Origin of the sequence: Bradyrhizobium sp. HKCCYLR20261 (assembly GCF_051168435.1) — a bacterium.
Taxonomy (GTDB): Bacteria; Pseudomonadota; Alphaproteobacteria; order Rhizobiales; family Xanthobacteraceae; genus Bradyrhizobium.
This window is the reverse complement of the sequence record NZ_JBNPUZ010000009.1, coordinates 183,586-205,436: the sequence shown is the minus strand read 5'-3', so window position 1 is coordinate 205,436 and position 21,851 is coordinate 183,586. Positions and strand designations below refer to the sequence as shown.

Annotated in this window: 18 protein-coding genes; 10 read left to right on the top strand and 8 right to left on the bottom strand. The window is 66.6% G+C overall.

What is annotated here, in order from left to right:
• Positions 1–25: 25 nt before the first annotated feature.
• From ACQR1L_RS22210 to ACQR1L_RS22200, 3 genes are all read right to left on the bottom strand, one after another.
• Entirely contained in the window at positions 26–1,204 is a 1,179-nt protein-coding gene (locus ACQR1L_RS22210) for a M48 family metallopeptidase (RefSeq protein ID WP_434860039.1), read from the bottom strand.
• Complete coding sequence (locus ACQR1L_RS22205; protein WP_434860082.1) at positions 1,179–2,300, bottom strand: DUF898 family protein; 1,122 nt, start codon at positions 2,298–2,300, stop codon at positions 1,179–1,181. The genes ACQR1L_RS22210 and ACQR1L_RS22205 overlap by 26 nt, the downstream gene beginning before the upstream one ends.
• A 212-nt stretch (positions 2,301–2,512) precedes the next feature.
• The gene (locus ACQR1L_RS22200; protein ID WP_434860038.1) at positions 2,513–3,685 is read right to left on the bottom strand and encodes an isovaleryl-CoA dehydrogenase; all 1,173 of its coding nucleotides are present in this window, start codon (positions 3,683–3,685) and stop codon (positions 2,513–2,515) included.
• A gap of 221 nt (positions 3,686–3,906) precedes the next feature.
• On the opposite strand from ACQR1L_RS22200, the gene ACQR1L_RS22195 reads away from it, so the two are divergent.
• The 9 genes from ACQR1L_RS22195 (at position 3,907) to ACQR1L_RS22155 (ending at position 15,747) form a co-directional block, all read left to right on the top strand.
• Positions 3,907–5,202 carry a cytochrome P450 gene (locus ACQR1L_RS22195; protein WP_434860037.1) on the top strand — a complete coding sequence of 432 codons (1,296 nt, stop codon included), beginning with the start codon at positions 3,907–3,909 and terminating at the stop codon, positions 5,200–5,202.
• Positions 5,203–5,391: 189 nt separating this feature from the next.
• On the top strand, positions 5,392–6,663 hold the full coding sequence (locus ACQR1L_RS22190) for a cytochrome P450 (protein ID WP_434860036.1): 1,272 nt from the start codon (positions 5,392–5,394) through the stop codon (positions 6,661–6,663).
• A gap of 637 nt (positions 6,664–7,300) precedes the next feature.
• The gene (locus tag ACQR1L_RS22185; protein WP_434860035.1) at positions 7,301–7,846 is read left to right on the top strand and encodes a phosphonopyruvate decarboxylase; all 546 of its coding nucleotides are present in this window, start codon (positions 7,301–7,303) and stop codon (positions 7,844–7,846) included.
• On the top strand, positions 7,846–8,427 hold the full coding sequence (locus ACQR1L_RS22180) for a thiamine pyrophosphate-dependent enzyme (protein ID WP_434860034.1): 582 nt from the start codon (positions 7,846–7,848) through the stop codon (positions 8,425–8,427). Before ACQR1L_RS22185 ends, ACQR1L_RS22180 begins: the two co-directional genes overlap by 1 nt.
• A gap of 158 nt (positions 8,428–8,585) precedes the next feature.
• A complete protein-coding gene (locus ACQR1L_RS22175) occupies positions 8,586–9,752 on the top strand; it encodes an acyl-CoA dehydrogenase family protein (RefSeq protein ID WP_434860033.1) in 1,167 nt (388 codons plus the stop codon).
• 194 nt (positions 9,753–9,946) lie between these two features.
• A complete protein-coding gene (locus ACQR1L_RS22170) occupies positions 9,947–11,059 on the top strand; it encodes a CaiB/BaiF CoA transferase family protein (protein ID WP_434860032.1) in 1,113 nt (370 codons plus the stop codon).
• Between the two features lie 2 nt (positions 11,060–11,061).
• Entirely contained in the window at positions 11,062–11,910 is an 849-nt protein-coding gene (locus tag ACQR1L_RS22165; RefSeq protein WP_434860031.1) for an FAS1-like dehydratase domain-containing protein, read from the top strand.
• 110 nt (positions 11,911–12,020) lie between these two features.
• Positions 12,021–13,643 (top strand): benzoylformate decarboxylase, encoded by a 1,623-nt coding sequence (gene mdlC / locus ACQR1L_RS22160; protein WP_434860030.1) that lies wholly within the window; start codon positions 12,021–12,023, stop codon positions 13,641–13,643.
• A gap of 346 nt (positions 13,644–13,989) precedes the next feature.
• Positions 13,990–15,747: a hypothetical protein gene (locus tag ACQR1L_RS22155; protein ID WP_434860029.1), complete on the top strand. Its 1,758-nt coding sequence runs from the start codon at positions 13,990–13,992 to the stop codon at positions 15,745–15,747.
• Positions 15,748–15,790: 43 nt separating this feature from the next.
• On the opposite strand, the gene ACQR1L_RS22150 is transcribed toward ACQR1L_RS22155, so the two are convergent.
• The 3 genes from ACQR1L_RS22150 to ACQR1L_RS22140 all read right to left on the bottom strand — a co-directional run bounded on the left by ACQR1L_RS22150 (position 15,791) and on the right by ACQR1L_RS22140 (position 19,032).
• On the bottom strand, positions 15,791–15,922 hold the full coding sequence (locus ACQR1L_RS22150; RefSeq protein ID WP_434860028.1) for a hypothetical protein: 132 nt from the start codon (positions 15,920–15,922) through the stop codon (positions 15,791–15,793).
• 251 nt (positions 15,923–16,173) lie between these two features.
• Positions 16,174–17,847 (bottom strand): outer membrane beta-barrel protein, encoded by a 1,674-nt coding sequence (locus ACQR1L_RS22145; protein WP_434860027.1) that lies wholly within the window; start codon positions 17,845–17,847, stop codon positions 16,174–16,176.
• Positions 17,848–18,234: 387 nt separating this feature from the next.
• A complete protein-coding gene (locus tag ACQR1L_RS22140) occupies positions 18,235–19,032 on the bottom strand; it encodes an SDR family NAD(P)-dependent oxidoreductase (RefSeq protein ID WP_434860026.1) in 798 nt (265 codons plus the stop codon).
• Positions 19,033–19,118: 86 nt separating this feature from the next.
• Between ACQR1L_RS22140 and ACQR1L_RS22135 the strand changes: the two genes are divergently transcribed.
• Positions 19,119–19,589, top strand: a complete 471-nt coding sequence (locus ACQR1L_RS22135; protein WP_434860025.1) for a MarR family winged helix-turn-helix transcriptional regulator — start codon at positions 19,119–19,121, stop codon at positions 19,587–19,589.
• 666 nt (positions 19,590–20,255) lie between these two features.
• On the opposite strand, the gene ACQR1L_RS22130 is transcribed toward ACQR1L_RS22135, so the two are convergent.
• Positions 20,256–21,050, bottom strand: coding sequence for an SDR family oxidoreductase (locus ACQR1L_RS22130; RefSeq protein ID WP_434860024.1), 795 nt, complete (start codon positions 21,048–21,050; stop codon positions 20,256–20,258).
• 24 nt (positions 21,051–21,074) lie between these two features.
• Positions 21,075–21,770: a PAQR family membrane homeostasis protein TrhA gene (gene trhA, locus ACQR1L_RS22125; RefSeq protein ID WP_434860023.1), complete on the bottom strand. Its 696-nt coding sequence runs from the start codon at positions 21,768–21,770 to the stop codon at positions 21,075–21,077.
• Positions 21,771–21,851 lie beyond the last annotated feature (81 nt).

Here is a 21,851-nt window from a genome sequence, read left to right as displayed (position 1 = left end):
CAACTCAGCAGAGTCGCCACCTCAGCTACTTGCAGATCCCCTTCAGCGCCTTCCATTCCTCGGCGCTCAGTAGCGGCGGGCCGCTGGCGGGGCGGTCGGCGGCGCGCATGCGGGCGAGGCGGTCCTCAGTCAGCGGGTGGCTCGCCCACAGCGAGGGACGCTTGCCGTCCTCCTTGCCGGTGATGCGGAACATCAGCTCGCCCATTGGTCGCGTCGGCCGGCCGAGCTTGTGCATGACGTCGATCGCAAAGCTGTCGGCAGCCTCCTCCGCCTCGCGCGAATAGGACGCGTTGATCATGGCGCGCGAGGCGAAGATCGCCGCGCCCGCGCCCGTGATGTCGCCGAACAGGAGCCCGATCAGGAACGAGCTCGATCCGTTGTGAATCAGCTGCCGCAGGTTGTCGCGATGCTTCAGATGACCGAGCTCATGCGCCAGCACGCCGGCGACCTCGTCGGGATCGTTCGATTTGTCGAGCAGCCCGCGAAACAGGAAGAAGCGCCCGCCCGGCAGCGCGAACGCATTGGGGATCGGCGTATCCAGCACCTGCGATGCGATGCTGTCGTCGAGATCCGCAGGCCGGCGCAGCGCCGTCACCAGCTTGGCAAAGGCCGCCTGTCCCGCCGTCTGGTTGCACGCCTTGTCGCCGAACAGCGCGTGGATCTGCACCACGGCGGCCTCGCCGAGATGTTTCTCCATGGCCGGCGGAACCAGCGGCGTCAGCCGTTCGGCGGCGAACGGCAACACGACCAGAACGATGGCGACGATCGAGGCCGCGGCCGCCAGCGACCAGCCGATGATCCGCGCGATGCCGCCGCGCGTGAGCAGGTTCTGGTCGATCTGGCTGCAGCGCGCGATCAGTTCGGCCGCCAGCGCCGTGTCGCGAATCTCGAGCCGCGCCAGCGGCGAGGCCGACAGGCAGCTGACGCGCAGCGTGCCACTGGGGCCGTCGACGCGGCGGATGTCCTGATAGGGCCAGGACACGAAATTATCGGGACTGCGCATCACCAGTTGATTGGCAAAGCCAATCGTGACGTTCTGGCGCCGGTTCGACAGTCCGTCGAAATAGGTTGCGGGACCGCCGGACGGAGCGGTCGACCCGACGGGCGGCACCTCGGCCACGGGCGGCGCCTCGGCCACGGGCGGCGCCTCGGCATCGCCAGCGGGGCCAAGCGCGGGATCAGAATCCTGCGACGTCGAGTCCATCGGCAAACCCCTCGCCGAGCGCGCTGGCCAGATCGCCCTTGGCGGCGACATCGGCCATCGCCTCGATGCCATGAATCTGGATCGACTCGAGCACCGCCGCCCACATGTCGCGCACCAGATAGAGGCGCGTCACGACGTTGAGCGCCAGGATCCAGATGATGTAGCCGATCCCCATCAGCACCATCATCGGGATGTTGTTGGACAGGTCCTGCGGGTTGGCGTCCGGCCCGAGCCATTTGAACACCAGGACCGCAACACCGGCGAAATAGAGGATCGAGGCGATCGACAACAGCGTCCACCAGCCGATCACCTTCCAGTAGAGGCCGAAAAACGCATTTCCCGGCAGGTGAGACTCAAGACGGACGCCGCCAAAGCGGATGCCCGACACCCACCAGCGCCACTCGATCGCTTTGAACTGCGCGTAGACGAACGGAAACAGCGGAAACAAGGCCAACGCAAACGGCGCGATCAGCCACAGATACCATGCCTGCTTGAAGAACGCCCAGCCCCGGCCTTCGAAGTCACCGCTGAGATTGCCGTAATGCGAGTGCCGCATCTTGTAGCGCTCGAGCGCGGCGGCCCGCCATGGCCAGGCCAGCCCCAGCGTCAGCACGGTCAGCAGCGTCCACAGCATGGCGCGCCCGGCATAGGCCCAGCCCGACCCATCCATCCAGAACCGGATGCCGCGCCAGACCGTGCGCGTCAGCCGGTAGCGCCGCGCGCGGAAGATCGCGAACTGGCCGAAGGCATAGAAGGCGATCACCAGCGGCACGCTGGCAAAGCCCTGATAGCGTTCGGCCTCGACGCCGATCAGGAAATAGGCAAGGTAGATCGGCACCAGGATCGCCATCGCGAACAGGAAGCCGATCAGGAGCTCCTTGCCGCGCCCGGTATATTCGGCGGCATCGCCGTCGACGGCGGTGTTGACCCAGAGATGCCGCCGGATATCGGTGGCCAGCCAGAACCGGTAGAACCCCAGCGTAATCAGTTCGATCGCGGCGCCGCGGCTCACCAGCCGGAAGAATTCACCACGGCTGCCCGAGAACGCTGCCGTCAAAGGGGGAAGCGGCGGAGGCTGCTCCGGAACGAAACTCATCTGGTTCACGGCTTACGCCTCCGACACACGCAATGACATAAAAATATGCCCGATACGCCTCGTCTGTTGGTCGCGGGCGCGACTCCGAGGTTCGACGTATTTTGCACGCAAGTGGGCCGGAAAAAAGCTCCGGCCGCAGCATGCTTGAAGAAATATCGGCACCTGACCGGTTGGCGAACGCGCCGCTCGCGCCTGCCGGAGCGGCTCGCGATTCAGGACGTTTTCTCGAACAATTCCCGTCCGATCAGCATGCGCCGGATTTCACTGGTACCGGCGCCGATCTCGTAGAGCTTGGCGTCGCGCAGCAGCCGTCCGGTGGCATAATCGTTGATGTAGCCGTTGCCGCCGAGCAGCTGGATCGCGTCGAGCGCGCACTGCGTCGCCTTCTCTGCTGCAAATAGAATGGCGCCGGCCGCATCCTCGCGGGTGGTCTCGCCGCGATCACAGGCCTTGGCCACCGCATAGACATAGGCACGCGCGGCATTCATCGTCGTGTACATGTCCGCGACCTTGCCCTGCACGAGCTGGAAGGTGCCGATCGGCTGGCCGAACTGCTTGCGCTCATGCACGTAAGGAAGCACCACGTCCATGCAGGCCTGCATGATGCCGAGCGGACCAGCCGCGAGCACCGCGCGCTCGTAGTCGAGGCCGCTCATCAGCACGTTCACGCCGCGGCCCACCTGCCCCAGCACGTTCTCCTCCGGCACCTCGCAATCCTCGAACACCAGCTCGCAGGTGTCGGAGCCGCGCATGCCGAGCTTGTCGAGCTTCTGCGCGGTCGAGAATCCCTTCATGCCCTTCTCGATCAGGAAGGCGGTGATGCCACGCGGCCCGCCTTGCGGATCGGTCTTGGCGTAGACCACCAGCGTCTCGGCGACGGGACCATTGGTGATCCACATCTTGTTGCCGTTGAGGACGAAGCGGTCGCCCTTCTTGTCGGCGCGGGTCTTCATGGAGACGACGTCGGAGCCGGCCTGCGGCTCGGACATCGCGAGCGAGCCGACATGCTCGCCGGAGATCAGCTTCGGGAGATATTTCTGCTTCTGCGCCTCGTTGCCGTTGCGGCGGATCTGGTTGACGCAAAGGTTGGAGTGCGCGCCGTAGGACAGGCCGACGGAGGCCGAGGCGCGCGAGATCTCCTCCATCGCGATACAGTGCTCGAGATAGCCGAGACCGGCACCACCATACTCCTCCTCGACCGTGATGCCGTGCAGGCCGAGCTCGCCGAGCTTCGGCCAGAGGTCGCGCGGAAACTGGTTGGAGCGGTCGATCTCGGCCGCGCGCGGTGCGATCTGCTCCTGCGAGAAGCTCGCCACCGTCTCGCGGATCGCGTCTGCGGTCTCGCCGAGATCGAAATTGAACATGCGCTGCGCGTTGGCGATCATGGGGCGGCCTCCTGCTCTTCTTCTGCTTTGCAACAATCGCCAAAGCCATATTCCGTGACGTGACGCTTGTCACGCCCCACCTCGGACCGAACAGCAGCCTCGCGACGCAAGACCCGTCCGGGTGGCCCCGTCAAACTCCGCGCTTGCCCAGCGCTCCCGGGCAGGATGTAATCGCGCCAAACATCGCCGGACAGAAGAATCCGGCTCTCAGGGAGACGTCCATGCACGGGACCGCCAAACCGGCCGAGGCACACCGGCACGCCAGCGCCGCCGAGCACGCGATCGACGCAGCCACACGCCGCGCGGCATCCTTGCCGCTGACCGACTTCGATCCCGGCGATCCCGAGCTGTTCCGCACCGACACGCATTGGCCATACTTCGACCGGCTGCGCCGCGAGGACCCGGTGCACTACTGCAAGGACTCGATGTTCGGTCCTTACTGGTCGATCACCCGCTACGACGACATCATGGAGATCGAGACCAATCACGCGGTGTTCTCCTCGGCCTCGGCGCTCGGCGGCATCACCATCCGCGACGTGCCGCCCGACCTGCGCCGCGAGAGCTTCATCGCGATGGATCCGCCGCGGCATGCGGCCCAGCGCAAGACCGTGGCACCGATGTTCACGCCGACGCATCTCGACGAGCTCGCCATCAACATCCGCAAGCGCTCGGCGGAATGCCTCGACAACCTGCCGGTCGGCGAGGTGTTCGACTGGGTCGACCGCGTCTCGATCGAGCTGACGACGCAGATGCTGGCCGTGCTGTTCGACTTCCCCTGGGAGGACCGCCGCAAGCTGACGCGCTGGTCCGACATCGCGACCACGCTGCCCGGCCCCGGCGGGCTGGTCGCGACCGAGGACGAGCGGCAGGCCGAGCTGATGGACTGCGCGCGCTATTTCGCCCGGCTGTGGCAGGAGCGGCAGAACCAGCCGCCGAAGAGTGACCTGCTGTCGATGATGGCGCACAGCGAAGCCACGCGGAACATGGACCCGAAGAACTTCCTCGGCAATCTCGTGCTCCTGATCGTCGGCGGCAACGACACCACGCGCAACACGATGTCCGGCAGCATCTACGCGCTGAGCCAGAACCCGGATCAGTATCGCAAGCTCAAGGACAATCCGGCGCTGATCGACAGCTTCGTGCCCGAGGTGATCCGCTGGCAGACCCCGCTCGCGCATATGCGCCGCACGGCGCTTGATGACATCGAGTTCCGCGGCAGGCAGATCAGGAAGGGCGACAAGGTCGTGATGTGGTACGTGTCGGGCAACCGCGACGAGGCCGCGATCGAGCATCCCTACGACTTCATCATCGACCGCGCCCGCCCCCGCACGCATCTGTCGTTCGGCTTCGGCATCCACCGCTGCGTCGGTCTGCGGCTCGCCGAGCTGCAACTCAAGATCATCTGGGAGGAGATCCTGAAGCGCTTCGATCATATCGACGTGATGGGCGAGCCCAAGCGGGTCTATTCGAGCTTCGTGAAGGGCTATGAGACATTGCCGGTGAGGATCGCGGCTTAAGTCTAATCCGCTCGACGATTTTGCATACGAACTATCCGCGAATCCGTGATTGCGAGGAGCCGAAGGCGACGAAGCAATCCAGACTTTCTTCCTGGCCCTGGATTGCTTCGCTTCGCTCGCAATGACGGAGACCACCCATACTTCATGAATTGTCGAGAATGAATCGACCTTTGAAGAAGGACTCACCCCATGACCGCCCAGGCCGCGCTTCGTTCCGACCATGCCGATCTGCTGCGCGACGCGCGGCAGGAGGCGTATGCGACGCCGATCGAGGACTTCCATCCCGGCGCGCCCCGCCTGTTCCAGAACGACACGCTGTGGCCGTGGTTCGAGCGGCTGCGCAAGGAGGCGCCGGTGCATTACTGCACCAAGGCACCGATCGAACCGTATTGGTCGGTGACGCGCTATCACGACATCATGCATGTCGACACCAGCCACGCGATCTTCTCCTCCGATGTCAGCAATGGCGGCATCATGATCCGCGACGTGCCGCCCGGCTATGAATGGCCGAGCTTCATCGCGATGGACGAGCCCCGCCATGGCGAGCAGCGCAAGACGGTGCAGCCGATGTTCACGCCGGAGCATCTCGACGAGATGGCGGTGCTGATCCGGCAACGCTCGGCCAAGGTGCTGGACTCGCTGCCGCGCAACGAGACCTTCAACTGGGTCGAGAAGGTGTCGATCGAGCTGACGACGCAGATGCTCGCCACCTTGTTCGACTTCCCGTTCGAACAGCGGCGCAAGCTGACGCGCTGGTCCGACGTGTCGACTGCCCTGCCCAAGAGCGGCATCGTCTCATCGGAGGAGGAGCGACTGCGCGAACTGGCCGACTGTGCCGACACCTTCGGCCGGATGTGGAAGGAGCGCCAGGCCAATCCCGGCCGCGACCTGATCTCGATGATGGCCCACAGCGAGGCGACGCGGCACATGACGCCGGACAATCTGATGGGCAACTTGATCCTGCTCATCGTCGGCGGCAACGACACCACCCGCAACACCATGACCGCGTCGGTGCTGGCGCTGCACGAGAACCCGGCCGAGTATCAGAAGCTGCGCGACAACCCGGCGCTGATCGACACCATGGTGCCCGAGGTGATCCGCTGGCAGACGCCGCTCGCGCATATGCGGCGCACCGCGCTGGTCGACACCGAGCTGGGCGGCCAGAAGATCAGGAAGGGCGACCGCGTCGTGATGTGGTACGTCTCGGGCAACCGCGACGGCGAGGTGATCGAGAATCCCGACGCTTTCATCATCGACCGCAAGCGGCCGCGCATCCACCTCTCCTTCGGCTTCGGCATCCACCGCTGCGTCGGCATGCGCCTGGCCGAGCTGCAGCTGCGTATCGTCTGGCAGGAGATCCTCAAGCGCTTCGACCGCATCGAGGTCGTCGGCGAGCCCAAGCGCGTCTATTCCAGCTTCGTCCGCGGCTATGAGAGCCTGCCGGTGCGTATCCCGGGGTGAGAACTTTCAACCCTCACCCTGAGGGCCCGCCCATAGGCGGGCGTCTCGAAGGGCGAGGCCCGACACTCGGCCTCATGGTTCGAGACGCGCCGCCACCAAGACTGTTGTCTTGGCCGGCTTTCTCCCGCGGCGCTCCTCACCATGAGGATCTGGCACCCAAGTGGGTCCTGCATATCGACCATGGACAAGCAAGGAAGCTGTTTCATGTAGAGATGGAAGGAAGATCGGCACGGCGATGTCGGTGCGCTCCCTCTCCCCGTTCTTCACGGGGAGAGGGTTGGGGTGAGGGGCGGCCACGAGCACCAGACGTGCGGAGAGCCCCCTCACCCGGATTGCATCTCCGATGCAATCCGGCCTCTCCCCGCACGCGGGGAGAGGCTGGCAGCGAGCGTCGCGCCCGCCAGTCCCCACACATGAGCATCAGCCGCGTGTTCTTGGAGAGGTTTGAGAGTTCCGTATCTTCGGATGACCGTCCCCTCATGGTGAGGAGCCGCGCAGCGGCGTCTCGAACCATGAGGCCCCGCAACTGCCTATAAGAATCCGGCATGGCGGGGTGAACGAGATTCAATGGGCCTCGCTCGCCGTTTGTGGCTAAATCAACCGCTGCACCATCGGTGCGCATATTCCGCAGGACGCCATGGCCGCTTCCGACACGCCGACGACAGCTCCAGACTGGCCGCTCGCCATCTACCAGGCGCTGAAGGCGGCCGACGTCCGGCAGCTGTGCTACGTGCCCGATGCCGGCCATTCCCGCCTGATCCGCCTCGCGCATGACGATCCCGCCATCGCCACCACCGTCCTGACCACCGAGGAGGAAGGCGTCGCGCTGTCGGCCGGCGCCTGGCTGGGCGGCCAGCGCGCGGTGCTGCTGATGCAGTCGAGCGGGGTCGGCAATTGCGTCAACATGCTGTCGCTGCTGGCGAGCTGCCGGTTCCCGTTCCTCACCTTCGTCACCATGCGCGGCGAATGGGCCGAGTTCAATCCGTGGCAGGTGCCGATGGGCAAGGCCACGCAGGCGGCGTTCGAGATCATGGGTGTCACCGTGTTCCGCCTGGAGCGCCCCGAGGACGCCGGCGAGATGGCGGCCGCGGCCGCAAGACTCGCCTTCGACAGCGACCAGCCGATTGCCGTGCTGATCTCCCAGCGCATGATCGGCGCCAAGAAATGGACGGAGGGCAAGTGATGAGTGCAGCGCTCGACCGTCGCGCCGCCGTACAGGCGCTGCTCAGAGATCGCAGCGACCTGCTGGTCGTCAGCGGCCTCGGCTCGTCGTCCTACGATTTGTTCGCCGCCGGAGATCACGACGCCAACTTCTACCTCTGGGGCGCGATGGGCGGCGCGGTCATGATCGGCCTCGGCCTCGCGCTGGCGCAGCCGTCGCGGCCGGTCGCAATCATCACCGGCGACGGCGAGCAATTGATGGGGCTCGGCAGCCTCGCGACAGCGGCAGCGAAGAAGCCGGCCAATCTCTCGGTCGTCGTGCTCGACAACGCGCATTTCGGCGAAACGGGCATGCAGACGAGCCACTCCGGCCTCGGCGCCAATCTCGAGCTGATCGCGTCGGGTGCCGGCTTCGCATCGGTGCACACGATCGCGGATCACGCGGCGCTCGACGCCTTCAGGCCGAAGCTGCACGATCGCGCCGGACCCCACTTTGCCCGCATCGTGATCTCCATCGATCACGTCGATCGTGCCCTGCCCCCGCGCGACGGCGTGTTCCTGAAGAACCGTTTTCGCAGCCATCTCGGTTATCCCGTCAGCTAGAGCATGGATGCACGCTTCATCCCCATACCGCGGCAGGGAAGACTGCCCGCAACGCTGGCATGCCAGGCTTGCCAAGCGCCGCACGCTTCGTCATAGGCTATCAGCAACAAACCCAGGGAGACCACAGGCGGCGTGACAGCGGCCTGGGGAACAAGGACATGACAGACCAGCATCAGCACGACGACTACGCCGACATCCGCGACGCGGTGGCCAAGCTCTGCGCCCAGTTCCCCGGCGAATATTGGCGCAAGCTCGATCGCGAGATGGCCTATCCCTCCGCCTTCGTCGATGCGCTGACGCAGGCCGGCTATCTCTCCGTGCTGATCCCCGAGGAGTATGGCGGTGCCGGGCTGAAGCTGTCGGCGGCGGCCGCGATCCTCGAAGAGATCCAGCGCGCCGGCGGCAATGGCGGCGGCTGCCACGCGCAGATGTACACGATGGGCACGGTGCTGCGGCACGGCTCGGCCGAGCAGAAGGCGAAGTGGCTGCCGAAGATCGCGAGCGGCGAGTTGCGGCTGCAGGCGTTTGGCGTCACCGAGCCCACCTCCGGCACCGACACCACCTCGCTGAAGACGGTCGCCAAGCGCGACGGTGACAGCTACGTCGTCAACGGCCAGAAGATCTGGACCAGCCGCGCCGAATATTCCGACCTGATGCTGCTGCTCGCGCGCACCACGCCGAAAGACCAGGTGCAGAAGCGCACCGATGGCCTGTCGGTGTTTCTCGTCGACATGCGCGAGGCCAAGAAGGCAGGGCTCACGATCCGTCCGATCCGGACGATGATGAACCACGCCACGACGGAAGTGTTCTTCACCGATATGCGCGTGCCCGCCGAGAACCTGATCGGCGAGGAAGGCAAGGGTTTCCGCTACATCCTCTCCGGCATGAATGCCGAGCGCATCCTGATCGCGGCCGAATGCGTCGGCGATGCCAAATGGTTCATCGCCAAGGCCACCAACTACGCCAAGGAGCGCGTCGTGTTCGGCCGTCCGATCGGCCAGAATCAAGGCATCCAGTTCCCGATCGCCAAGGCCTACGCGTCGATGCGCGCGGCCGAACTGATGGTCAAGGAGGCCACCCGCAAATACGAGGCCGGCTTGGACTGCGGCGCCGAGGCCAACATGGCCAAGATGCTCGCGGCGGACGCGTCGTTCGAGGCGGCCAATGCCTGCATCCAGACCCATGGCGGCTTCGGCTTCGCCGAGGAATACGACGTCGAGCGCAAGTTCCGCGAGACGCGGCTGTACCAGGTCGCGCCGATCTCGACCAATCTCATCCTGTCCTACGTCGCCGAGCACGTGCTCGGCATGCCGCGCTCTTACTGACATGTGGCAAGTCATTCGCCCGCAGCCATCCCTCTCAAGGCGATGCGGAACGCATCGTCCGGAGACGCCCGCCTCCGGCGGGCTCCTCGGGATGAGGACTGTCAGGGCGGCGCAAATTCTCAACCCTCATGGTGAGGAGCGCCGCCCCTGCGGCGCGTCTCGAACCATGAGGCCCCAACTCTCGAGTTCACAGCATGCTTCCGCTTGAAGGGATCACCGTTGTCGCCGTCGAGCAGGCGGTGGCTGCGCCGTTCTGCTCGTCGCGCCTGGCGGATGCCGGCGCCCATGTCATCAAGATCGAACGGCCCGAGGGCGATTTCGCCAGGGGCTATGACGCCGCCGCCAAGGGGCAGAGCAGCTACTTCGTCTGGCTCAACCGCGGCAAGGATTCGCGCATCGTCGACCTGTCGAAGCCCGAAGGCCGCGCCGAGCTGGAGACTCTCATCGCCAGCGCCGACGTGCTGTTGCAGAACCTCAAGCCCGGCTCGATGGACAAGCTCGGCTTCGCGCGCGAGCGGCTGCGCAAGGACTATCCGAAGCTGATCTGCTGCACCATCACGGGCTATGGCGACACCGGCCCCTACGCCGACCGCAAGGCCTATGATCTCCTGATCCAGGCCGAGAGCGGGCTCGCCTCGATCACCGGCGGCCCCGAGGGCCCGTCGCGCGTCGGCATGTCGATCGTCGACGTCGCCACCGGCGCCACCGCGCATGCCGCGATCCTGGAGGCGCTGATCAAGCGCGGCCGCACCGGCGAAGGCGCCGACATCCGGATCTCGATGTTCGACGTGATGGCCGACTGGCTCACGGTGCCCCTGCTCAATGCGGAGGCCGGCAATGCGCCGAAGCGCATCGGCCTCGCCCATCCCTCGATCGCGCCCTATGGCGTGTTCACCTCGAAGGACGGCAAGGACATCCTGATCTCGATCCAGAGCGAGCGCGAGTGGAAAACGCTTTGCGCCAAGGTGCTGGAGCAGCCCGGCCTGCCCGACGATCCGCGCTTCGCCAACATGGTCGAGCGCGTCCGCAACCGGACGCTCACCGACACAATCGTCGCCGATCGCTTCGCCGCGCTGTCGCGCGACGAGCTGCTCACAAAACTCGCCGCGGCCGACATCGCCTTCGCCGAGGTCAACAGCATGGCGGATCTAGCAACCCATCCGCATCTCCGGCGCATCGAGGTCGAGACGCCGAACGGCGTCGTCTCCTATCCGGCGCCGGCGGCGATCGTGGTCGGCGATAACAGATCGTATGGTGCCGTGCCCGCGATCGGCGAAGCGGCGTCACCCCACCCGAAAAAGGGATGATCATGACGGAGCCCCTCGATCTCGATCACCTCAAGCAGTGGATCGGCCGCAGCGCTGAGGCCGCCGACATCGTCACCGCGCAGCTCACCAAGGGCCTGCGTGCGACCCTGTTCCAGGATATCGGCGAGCCGGTCACCGGCGATATCGCGCCCTACACGGTGCATTGGTGCCTGGGCCAGCCGGTGTTTCCGCATGATCAGCTCGGCCCCGACGGTCACCCCACGCGCGGCGGCTTCCTGCCGCCGGTGCCGCTGCCGCGGCGGATGTGGGCCGGCGGCGAGGTGCAATTCATCGATCCGCTGCGCGTCGGCGATCTCGCGACGCGCGTCTCGACCATCACGGATGTCAGCCTGAAGAGCGGCTCGACCGGCCAGCTCTGCTTCGTCGCGGTCGAGCATATCGTGTCGACGCCGCGCGGTGTCGCGATCCGCGAGCGCCAGGACATCGTCTATCGCGATATGGGCGGCGCGCAGCCTGCACCCGCGAAGGCGCCGCCGCCTCCGCCGGCCGCGCAGCACAGCGAGAGCCACGTCTCCGATCCCGTGCTGCTGTTTCGCTATTCCGCGCTGACCTTCAACGGCCACCGCATCCATTACGATCGCGACTACGTCACCAAGGTCGAGGGCTATCCGGGCCTCGTCTTCCACGGACCCTTGCAGGCCGCGCTGCTGGTCGAGTTCGCGGCGAAGCTGAAGGGCAAGCCGCCCGCCAAGTTCGCCTATCGCGGCGTGCAGCCGCTGTTCGAAGGCGGCGAGTTCTCGGTGAACGCCAATGACAAGGACGGCGGCCTGGAGCTGTGGACCGCCAACGCCGAGCGCCAGCCGACCATGAAGGGCACCGCGACGTGGTGATATAAGCTCTCGTCATTGCGAGCGAAGCGACGCAATCCAGAGTCCCGCGGTGGCTCTGGATTGCTTCGTCGCTTCGCTCCTCGCAATGACGGCAATCCGAGGAAACGCCTTTGGCCAAGACAACGAAAACAACAACCAAGCCCGTCACCGTCAAGCAGGCCACCTTCGAGCTGCTGCGCGCCTTCGGCATCAAAAAGGTGTTCGGCAATCCCGGCTCGACCGAGCTGCCGTTCCTCAGCGACTGGCCCGACGACATCGACTACGTGCTCGGCCTGCAGGAGGCGAGCGTGGTCGGCATGGCCGACGGCTATGCCCAGGCCACGCGCAATGCCGGCTTCGTCAACCTGCATTCGGCCGCCGGCGTCGGCAATGCGCTGGGCAACATCTACACCGCGCATCGCAACCAGACGCCGCTGGTCATCACCGCCGGCCAGCAGGCGCGCTCGATCCTGCCGCTGCAGGCGTTCCTCTATGCCGAGCGTCCCAGCGAATTCCCGCGCCCTTACGTCAAATACAGCGTCGAGCCGGCGCGGCCCGAGGACGTGCCGGCAGCCATCGCCCGCGCCTACTACACCGCGATGCAGCCGCCCTGCGGCCCGACCTTCGTCTCGATCCCGATCGATGACTGGATGCATCCGGCGCAGCCAGTTGCAGCACGCAAGGTCAGCCGCGAGCTCGGCCCTGACCGCGCCGCGATGGAGGAGCTGGTCGCAGCGCTCACGGCTGCGAAGAATCCCGCCCTCGTCGTCGGCCCCGGCATCGACCGCGCGGCCTGCGTCGATCTGATGGTTGAGGTCGCGGAGAAGACCAAGGCCAGCGTCTGGGTCAGCCCGTTCTCGGCGCGCTGCTCATTCCCCGAGCGGCATCCGCAATTCCAGGGCTTCTTGCACGCCTCGCCCGGACAATTGTCGGACGCGCTGAAGCCGCACGACCTCGTCGTCGTGATCGGCGCGCCGGTGTTCACCTTCCACGTCGAGGGCCACGCCGCGATCTTCGACGGCGCCACCTCGCTCTATCAGATCACCGATGATGCCGAGGGCGCGGCCGTGCCGCCGATCGGCACCAGCATCATCGCGACGATGCGCCCTGCGCTGTCGCTGCTGCTGGAGCTGCTGCCGGAGACGAAGCGCGCGGCGCCGAAGGGGCGCGTGCTGCCGGAGGTGCCGAAGCCGGCCGATCCCATTCCCGTCGACTATCTGCTGCACACGCTGTCGCAAGCCCTGCCGGCTCATGCTGCACTCGTCGAAGAGATCCCCTCGCATCGGCCTGTGATGCACAAATACATGCCGATGCCGGGCGCGGATTCGTTCTACACGATGGCGAGCGGCGGCCTCGGCTACAGCCTGCCGGCCGCGGTCGGCATGGCGCTGGGACGGCCCAAGGATCGCACCATCTGCCTGATCGGCGACGGCTCGGCGATGTATTCGCTGCAGGCGCTGTGGACCGCGGCACAGCGCAAGCTGCCGGTGACCGTCGTGGTCATCAACAATTCCGGCTACGGCGCGATGCGCTCGTTCAGCCAGGTGATGCAGGTGCGCAACGTGCCCGGGCTGGAGCTGCCCGGCCTCGACTTCGTCAAGCTTGCGGAGGGCATGGGCTGCGATGCCGTCCGCGTCAGCCGCTCGGCTGATCTGGCGAGCGCCCTCGCGCGCGCCCTCGCTCATGACGGCACCAGCCTCGTCGAGGTGATGGTCGATTCCGCCGTGCCGCTGCTCTACGCGCCAAAGGGCTGAACGCGCCAAAGAGCTGAGCCGCTGTTCGTCCACCGGACGCCATGTCAATCCCAGGGGATGCGACCATGCGCCGCATCTTTTAGGGCGACAGCAAGACCTGCCGCCGAATGCTCACGCCCCCGCCGCAACGGTGCAACCGGCGGTTACAGCCGCAAGCGATTGTTTCGAAAGCTTTCTGCGCCCCTGCGCCATCCCGTCGCAGCCACTCCGCCGCAAACATCGCGAAATCCTGCCCTTTGCTGGCAAGCAGACGCCTTGCTGCGTGCAAGGTCCGACCATTCTGCAAGCCAAAATCATTATCAGAAGGTTCCACCATCCAATCCAGCGTACCCATGGAGTTGAGCTGATGGCGGACAAGAAGACCTTTCAAACGGCGACATCGAGAACCGACCTCTATCGGCACGTCAGCGCGCTTGCCCTCATGTCCGCGCTCGCGGTGGCGGCCATGCCGCATCAGGCGAACGCGCAGGCCGTGACCACCGCGCTCGCCACCTCGGCCACCACCAACGCCGCCGCGAAGGCCGCCCAGGACGCGGCTGCCAAGGCCGCCGCGAAGGCGGCGCAGGATGCTGCTGCCAAGGCGGCAGCCAGTGCCGCAGCGAAAGCCGCACAGGATGCAGCCGCCAAGGCAACAGCCGCCGCCGCCGCGAAGGCCGCGCAGGACGCCGCGGCCAAGGCGGCCGCCAAGGCCGCCGCTGATGCTGCCGCGAAGGCGGCTGCCAACGCCGCCGCGAAGGCTGCGACCACCGCGGCCACGGCTGCGGCGAGCAGCGCTGCCAAGACCGCGGCGACCGCCGCTGCGACCACGACCACCGGCACCGCGGCGGCCAAGCCCACCACCGTCGCCACCGCCGCGACGCCCACCCCGGTCGCCAAGCCGGCCGCGGCCACGGCTGCGGCGACGACCACCGGCACGGCCAAGGCCGCCGCCGCGGCTCCCGCCGCCTCCACCTCGACGGCGGCCGCCGCCAAGCCGGCTGCGACCACCACCGTGGCCGTCGCCAAGGCCGCGGCTGCACCTGCCGCCGCCGCAACGCCGGCCAAGGCGGCCGCCGCCGCGGGTGCCGCGAACAATGACGCGGTCGCCAAGGCCAATGCCGCCGCCGCGGCCGCCGCTCAGGCTGCCGCCAAGGCCGAGGCCCAGGTCGCCGCCGACCGCCAGGCGATCAACGTCGCGCGCCAGGCCGAGCAGAACGCCAAGGGCGCGGCGATCGAAGCCCAGGAGCAGTCCGAGAAGAACCCGACCGCCGCCAACAAGGCCGCCGCCGCCGCGGCTGCCGCCAAGCTGACCACCGCCTCGGCCGCGCTGCAGGCCGCCTTCCAGAAGCTCGACAAGGACATCGACGTGTCCAACGAGGCCAAGGAAGCCGCCAACGCCGCCAAGGACACCGCACGCGAGACGGCGGAAGCTGCGGCCAAGGCCGGTCAGGCCGCCGGCAACGCTGGCAATGGCGGCAACGCCAACAATGGTGGCAATGCCAACAATGGCGGCGGCGCCGCGGCCGGCAATGGCAACAACAATAACAACAACCAGCAGAACCAGGAGGCGCAGGAAGCCGCCGAGCAGGCCGCACTCCAGGCCGCGTTGAAGACCGGCGAGCAGGCGCGCGCGGTCGCCCAGCAGAAGACCCAGGCGGCCAACGCCGCCGCGTCGGCGAACCAGAAGGCGGTCGAGGCCGCGCTGAACCAGAAGATCGGCGCGATCGATGCGACGGTCGAGGCGGCCGAGCAGAAGGTCAATGCCGACCGTCAGGCCCTGGAGCAGGCCCGCCAGGCCGCGCAACAGGCCAAGCAGGACGCGCAGGAGGCAGCCGAGGTGCTCGAGCGCGCCAACAACGCGGCCAACCAAGCGGCTCTCGCGGCCGCCCAGGCCAAGGCGCAGACCACCGCCAACGCGTTCAACGCCGCCAACAACCAGCTGAACGCCGACAACCAGGCGCTGAGCCAGGCGCGCGTCACCGGCGAGCAGCAGGAGGGGGCACTGCGGGAGGCAGCCGAGAAGCAGATCCAGGCCGGCTACGCCGCCGCGCAGCAGGCGACCCAGGCCGCCTGGGCCGAGGCGCAGAAGATCGGCAACGCAGCGCTCGCCGCGCTCGAGCAGTAAGGCCGCTGCACACCGCGCCGCCGATGACTGTCGGGCGGCGCGGTCACGACAACAAGAACACGGCCAGTACCAGCCGCATGCCGAACTGGCCGGGGATCACGGTCACGCGGCGGGAGTTGACCTCACCCCGCCGCGTGATGCGCCCCGGCTCCCCATCCGCCCCGGCATGCTTCATCTCGACGCCCCGCTCCCCGGCGGGGCTTTTTTTGCGTGGGTGGGATGAAGCGCGGAAGTTGTCGCTGCACACTGGCTACGCGGACGACCTCGCTCCTCACCCTGAGGAGCGCGCCGCAGGCGGGCGTCTCGAAGGGCGAGGCCCGGCTGTGGCCTCATGGTTCGAGACGGCGCTGCGCGCCTCCTCACCATGAGGTTCGAGTACGGAGATCGGCGCCGCGTGGAGCGGCACGCCTCGCGTCCCGCTGCGCCTCAGTACTGCACCCGCACCCCGACGACGCCGACCACCGCCATGAAGTTGTTGAGCGCCACGTTCGAGCGCGTCCACTCCGTGCGCACCTCGCTCTTGAGCTGCACGTTGCGGTTCAGCTTGTAGACGCCGCCCGCGGCGAGAAACATGCGCTGGTCGACGCGGCCGATGCCGACGAACTGGTCCTGGCCATAGCCGCCGCGCAGCGAGCCGATCAGCCAGGGCTCGAACTGATGATCCATCTGCAGGATCACGTCGCGCGACAGGATGCCGGAGACGTTCACGGCCGGCGTCTCCGACGCCTGAGAGCGCGCCACCAGCACGAAGGTCGTCGTATCGGTCGCGGCCCAGGCCAGCGTCGCATCCGCGATCACGCCGCTGATATTGGGCATCATGGGCGAGTCCATGCGACGGGTGAGATAGCCGACCGAGGCCTCGCCGGTCACCGAGCCCATGTTGACGACCGCGCCGGCGCGTCCGGCGATGCCGGTGGAGTCGCGGCGCTGGCCGTTGAAGTCGACCTGCAGATCATGGTTGCGTCGGTCGAAGCTCATGTCGATGAAAGGCGAGATGTTCGGCGTCAGCACATAGGTGACGCGCACCTGTGCGCCCGGCTGGGTGAAGTTGCGATCCTGCGTACGTAGCGGCACGTTGGCGGTGATCAGCGCATCGTTGAACACGACGCGATCGGCCGATCCCTTGAACGCGATCTCGGCTGGGCCGATCTTCTGCAGCACGCCGGCACTGCCGCCGAAGGTCGTCGCGCGCGGCAGCTTGACGGCGCCGGGAAGCGCCAGCGCATCGTTGACGAAGCGCGCCTCGCCGGTCAGCGCCGTTCCCTCGATGACATCATAGCGTCCCTGCGCGCGCGCCTCGAACGTCGGATGGCTGAGCGAGCGGACGTTGGTGTCCTCGATATAGGCGCCGCGAAAATCGGCGTTGAGCTGATGACGCTCCCATTGCGAGCGCACCGCCACTTCGGTCGCGACGATCGCCACCGGCGATCCGGCCCCGCCGTTACGCCGGGTCGGATTGGTGTCATAGCCGGCCTGGATTTCGACCGCCGGCTTCACCAGGAACGAGCCGATCGTCACACCTGTCGGATCATAGGGCTTCGCCTCCGCCGCCACCGGCTGCGGCTTCACCGTGTCGAGATTGCGCTCTGGCAGGACGTCACGATTGCGCAGCACGGGCACAGGCTGGGCCGCAGCGACCGTGGTTTCGGGCGCCGCAGTCGCGGCCGCAATCTGCTTCGGCGCCGGTGGCGCGGTGGGCGCTGCGGTGCGGGTGGCCGGCAGCGTGGCCGCCCCGACCGTGCCACGCGCCGGCCGGAAGGTTGCAGGCCCGAACGCGAAGCTGCCGGCCGGCGCATCCCTGCCCGGCGCAGCCAGCGATGGCGCCCCCGCCTCGCGCATGGGACGCAGCAGCGCGCTGATGCCGCGCGGATCCTGGCGCATCATGAGAATGCGGCTGTCGGTCGCGATCCGCGGAACGTTGTAGTAGATGCTGCGCGCGGTGACGTGACGGAAGAACAGGCGATCGGCGCGTCCCGGCACGACATCGGTCGGCTTCGTCTTGACGGTCTGCTGCGCGGAGGCCGGATCTGCGACCATGACCGCCAGAAGCAGCACCTCGACGAAGGCGAGCGTCACCCCGCGCTGGGATCGCGTCACCATGAGCCGCTTCGTCCGCACCGCGAACGCGCCGGTCTTGTGAGGTGAATGAGCTTGCAAAGCAAAACCGGGGATATGCCGAAAAATGCGTGAACGTCAGGTCAGGGCGCCGTCGCGACGACACGCAGCGCTTCCGCGACGAGTTCCCCTTCCCTGGGAAATAATCGGCAAAGCTCGGCGGAAGTTTTGCCGCGCTGGGGAGATTTCATGCGAGATTGAGAAGCGCACGCAATCGGTTTCGGCGGCGGCCGGGTCGCAAGTTGAACGCTCTTCGAACGAGCGCACCCATTCGGGCGACCGCTCGCGCGGAGATCGGGTCGAGCCGCATCTGGTCGACCGCCATCCTCGGCGTGTTCGCATGCCGCCGCACGATCGGCGGACTCCTGAGCCTCAGGCTGCCAGAAATCCGCCATCCGCGGCCAAGACGTGGCCGACGACGTAGGACGATGCATCCGACAATAGCCACAGCACGGCCTCGGCGATGTCCTCCGGCTGCCCCATCCGGCGCAACGGCAGCCCGGCGGCGACCGTCGCCATGTCACCGACACCGGCGCGGAGCATCATGTCGGTGACGACGCGTCCCGGCGCGATTGCATTGATCCGGACGCCACGCGGCGCCGCCTCCATCGCCGCCGAGCGGGTCAGGGAAATGACGGCGGCCTTCGACGCCGAATAGAGCGCGAGCCCGGCATTCGGATTGCGCACCCCGCTCACGGAGGCGTTGATCACGATGCGGCCCTGTCCGCGGACATACATGGCTGCAAGCTGCGCACGCAGACACAGAAAGACCGATCGCACATTGGTGCCGAACACGTCCTCATAGACGTCGTCGCCCTGTTGCTCGATCGGCGCCCGGCGCTCCTGAAACCCGGCATTGTTGAAGGCCGCATCCAACCTGCCGTAGCGGTCCAGCACGGTTTGCACCAGGTGTGCCACGTCGTCTGTGCGCGTCACGTCGGCTCTCACGGCGAGCGCTTCGCAACCGAGCGCCCGGCATTGCGACGCCGTGTCCTCGAGCTCTTCCTCGCGGCGGCCGGCGATGATCACGGCCTCCGCCCCTTCTGACGCCAGCTTCAGGGCGGCGGCGCGGCCGATGCCGGAGCCGCCTCCGGTGACGAGGCAGACCTGTCCCTGCATGCGCGAGGCCGTGGGCGTTCCGAGCTGCGCCGCGAGCCGTGTATCACCCATGTCGCACCCTCCGGAGGCAGACCGCCGGCGACGCTCCGTTGCGTCGGCTATTTGTTGTATGCTACAACTAATTGACAGGAGTCAAGATGCCTGAGCCGGACCTCACTCTCGTCGACGACATCCGCGCCGCCTCGCGCCTGATGGTGCGCGAGCTCGGCTTCATGGACGCCACGCTGGCCGCCACCGAACATCCGCCGTCGGCCGTCCACACCATCCTGGAGATCGGCCTGCGCGGCCCGTTGACGGCGATGCAGATCGGCGCCGCGCTGCATCTGGAAAAATCCAGCGTCAGCCGCATGGTCCGCAAGCTGATCGATGCTGGCGAATTGCAAGAGACGGTCGATCCCGGCGATGCCCGCAGCAAGCCGCTCTGCCTCACCGCCAAGGGGCGAAAAACGTTGGCCTCGCTGCATTCGTTCGGCCGGCAGCAGGTCCGCGGAGCACTGTTGTCACTGTCGACATCCGAACGGCGAACGGTCCGCGACGGCCTGCTCCTTTACGCGCGCGCGCTCGAAGCCCGGCGCGCTGCGGATGCAGACATGCCATCGCCGGGCTGACCGTGCACGACGGGCAGATGACGCAAGGGGGCCATGACGAAACTGCCCGTCGTGTTGAATTGTCGCATCTTGCGGCCTTGTCACGTCGGGCAAATCAGGACGATTCTTCCGCGCATCCCGTCTCACTCGAAGGGGCGTTGCGCGCGATCGTCACGACACGCGAGGCGGGGATGCGATGGCCGCGGTCTGCCGCAGCGTGTCCTCGGATGCGCCGACGAACGGTGGGACTGCGGACGTGAAGTCGCAGCGTCCTGACACCCCGATGCTGGTGTCCCGCGCGATGCGCAAGCATCGTTGCGAATGGTGGCCAACAAGCCCGGCGCACCAGGGAGACTGCGTATAAGCGTTAAGACCGTCGCGCAGGGAATGCCGGGTCGATCCGGCTGCACCTGTGGTACCTGCCGCCTGCATTTTTTCCGCAGGCGGGCCATGGGTGAGGCCATCACCCGGCATTCCCTGCGCCCTTCGAATAGTTGAGGGGCAAGTCGATTGCACAGCTCGGGCGTCATACGCCGCGGGGATGCGGAGTCACGTCAAGTTGCCTGGATATACCGCGCCTCCCTCCACGCCGTCATTGCGAGCGAAGCGAAGCAATCCAGAGTCCCACGCTCAGCCCTGGATTGCTTCGCTTCGCTCGCAATGACGGAGACGCCAATGAACAAGCAGCTACTTCCCGAACTCCTCGCGCATCCTCGCCTGGATCTTCGCCATGCCGCCGAGCCAGCGGTCGTAGTTCTCGGTCTTCTTGCGCATGTAGCCGAGAACCTGGGGATGCGGCAGGATCAGGAAGCTCTCTTCGGCGAGACCCTTGAGCACATCCTGCGCGACCTGCTCCGGCGAAAGGTCGCCGTCGCCGGATTGCGGGCCCTTGGGGATCGAGCGCAGCATGTCGGTGTCGACGCCCTGCGGGCACAGGATCGAGACCTTGATGTTGTCGGCCTTGTGCGAGATCGCGAGGTTCTCGGCGAAACCCACCGCGGCGTGCTTGGTCGTGGAGTAAGGCGCGCTGCCGACCTGCGACAGCAGGCCCGCCGCCGAAATCGTGTTCAGAAAATATCCGCCGCCGCGCGCCTTGTAGCGCGGGATCAGATGCCGCGCCGCCCAGACATGGGCCATGACGTGGATCGCCCAGCTCCGCGCCCACGGCTCGTCGGAGGTGCCGCCGACATTCACCGACAGCGGATCGAAGCCACCGCCGATGCCGGCATTGGAACAGAACAGCGCAATCGGCCCGAACTGCCGCTCGGTCTCTTCGATGACATGCTTGATGTCGGCTTCCTGGGAGACGTCGCATTTGAACGCTGCGCCGCCGATGCTCTCAGCAACGGCCTTGGCACCGGCCTCGTCGAGGTCGGCCACGATCACCTTGGCCGCCCCGGCGCCGGCAAAAGCCTCGCACAGCGCCTTGCCGATGCCGCGGGCTCCGCCGGTGACCACCACAATCTTTCCGGTCACCTGCATGCAAAGCCCTCCTCGTGGAATTTTCTATGTCAGAACCAGGTCCAGAACGGCCGTATAATGAAAGCCGGCGCCCAGCAACACGAAACCATGCCAGATCGCGTTCTGGAAACGCAAGCGCCGCCACGAATGGAAGATGACGCCGAGGCTGTAGAGAATGCCGCCGGTGAGCACGCAGGCCAGCACCGAGGTCGGCATCACCGTGATCACCCGGTCGTACATCATGATGCCGCTCCAGCCGAGTGCCAGATACAGCCCGATCGACAGCGCATCGAAGCGGCCGGGCCAGCGCAGCTTGAGCACGATGCCGAAGATGGCGACGCCCCAGACGCCGAGCAGCAGCACCGAGGAGAACAGCGTGTCCTTCAACGCGGCGATGAACGGCGTGTAGGTCGCGGCGATCAGCACGTAGATGGCGGAATGATCGAACCGACGCAGCACCCATTTGGTCGGCGACACCGGCCAGAGATTATAGGTCGCCGACAAGGTCAGCATCGACAGCAGGCCCGCGACATAGATCGACACCACGACGATGTCGACGGCGCTGGCATAGATCGAGGTCAGCACCACGAGGACGGTCGCCGCGACCAGGCCCGCCGCGATGCCGACAATATGCACGACGCCGTCGGCGATGATCTCGACCTTGTCGTAATTCCACCGCATCGCCCCGGTGGCGGCGTGGACGGAGGTGGATGCGAACTGCTTCAGTTGAAATACGGTCATCTCAGAACCTGGCGCTGGCTGGCCGGCACAACTGGCCACAGGGGACAATTGTGCCGCAATGATTATGGTTTCCAGTGGTCA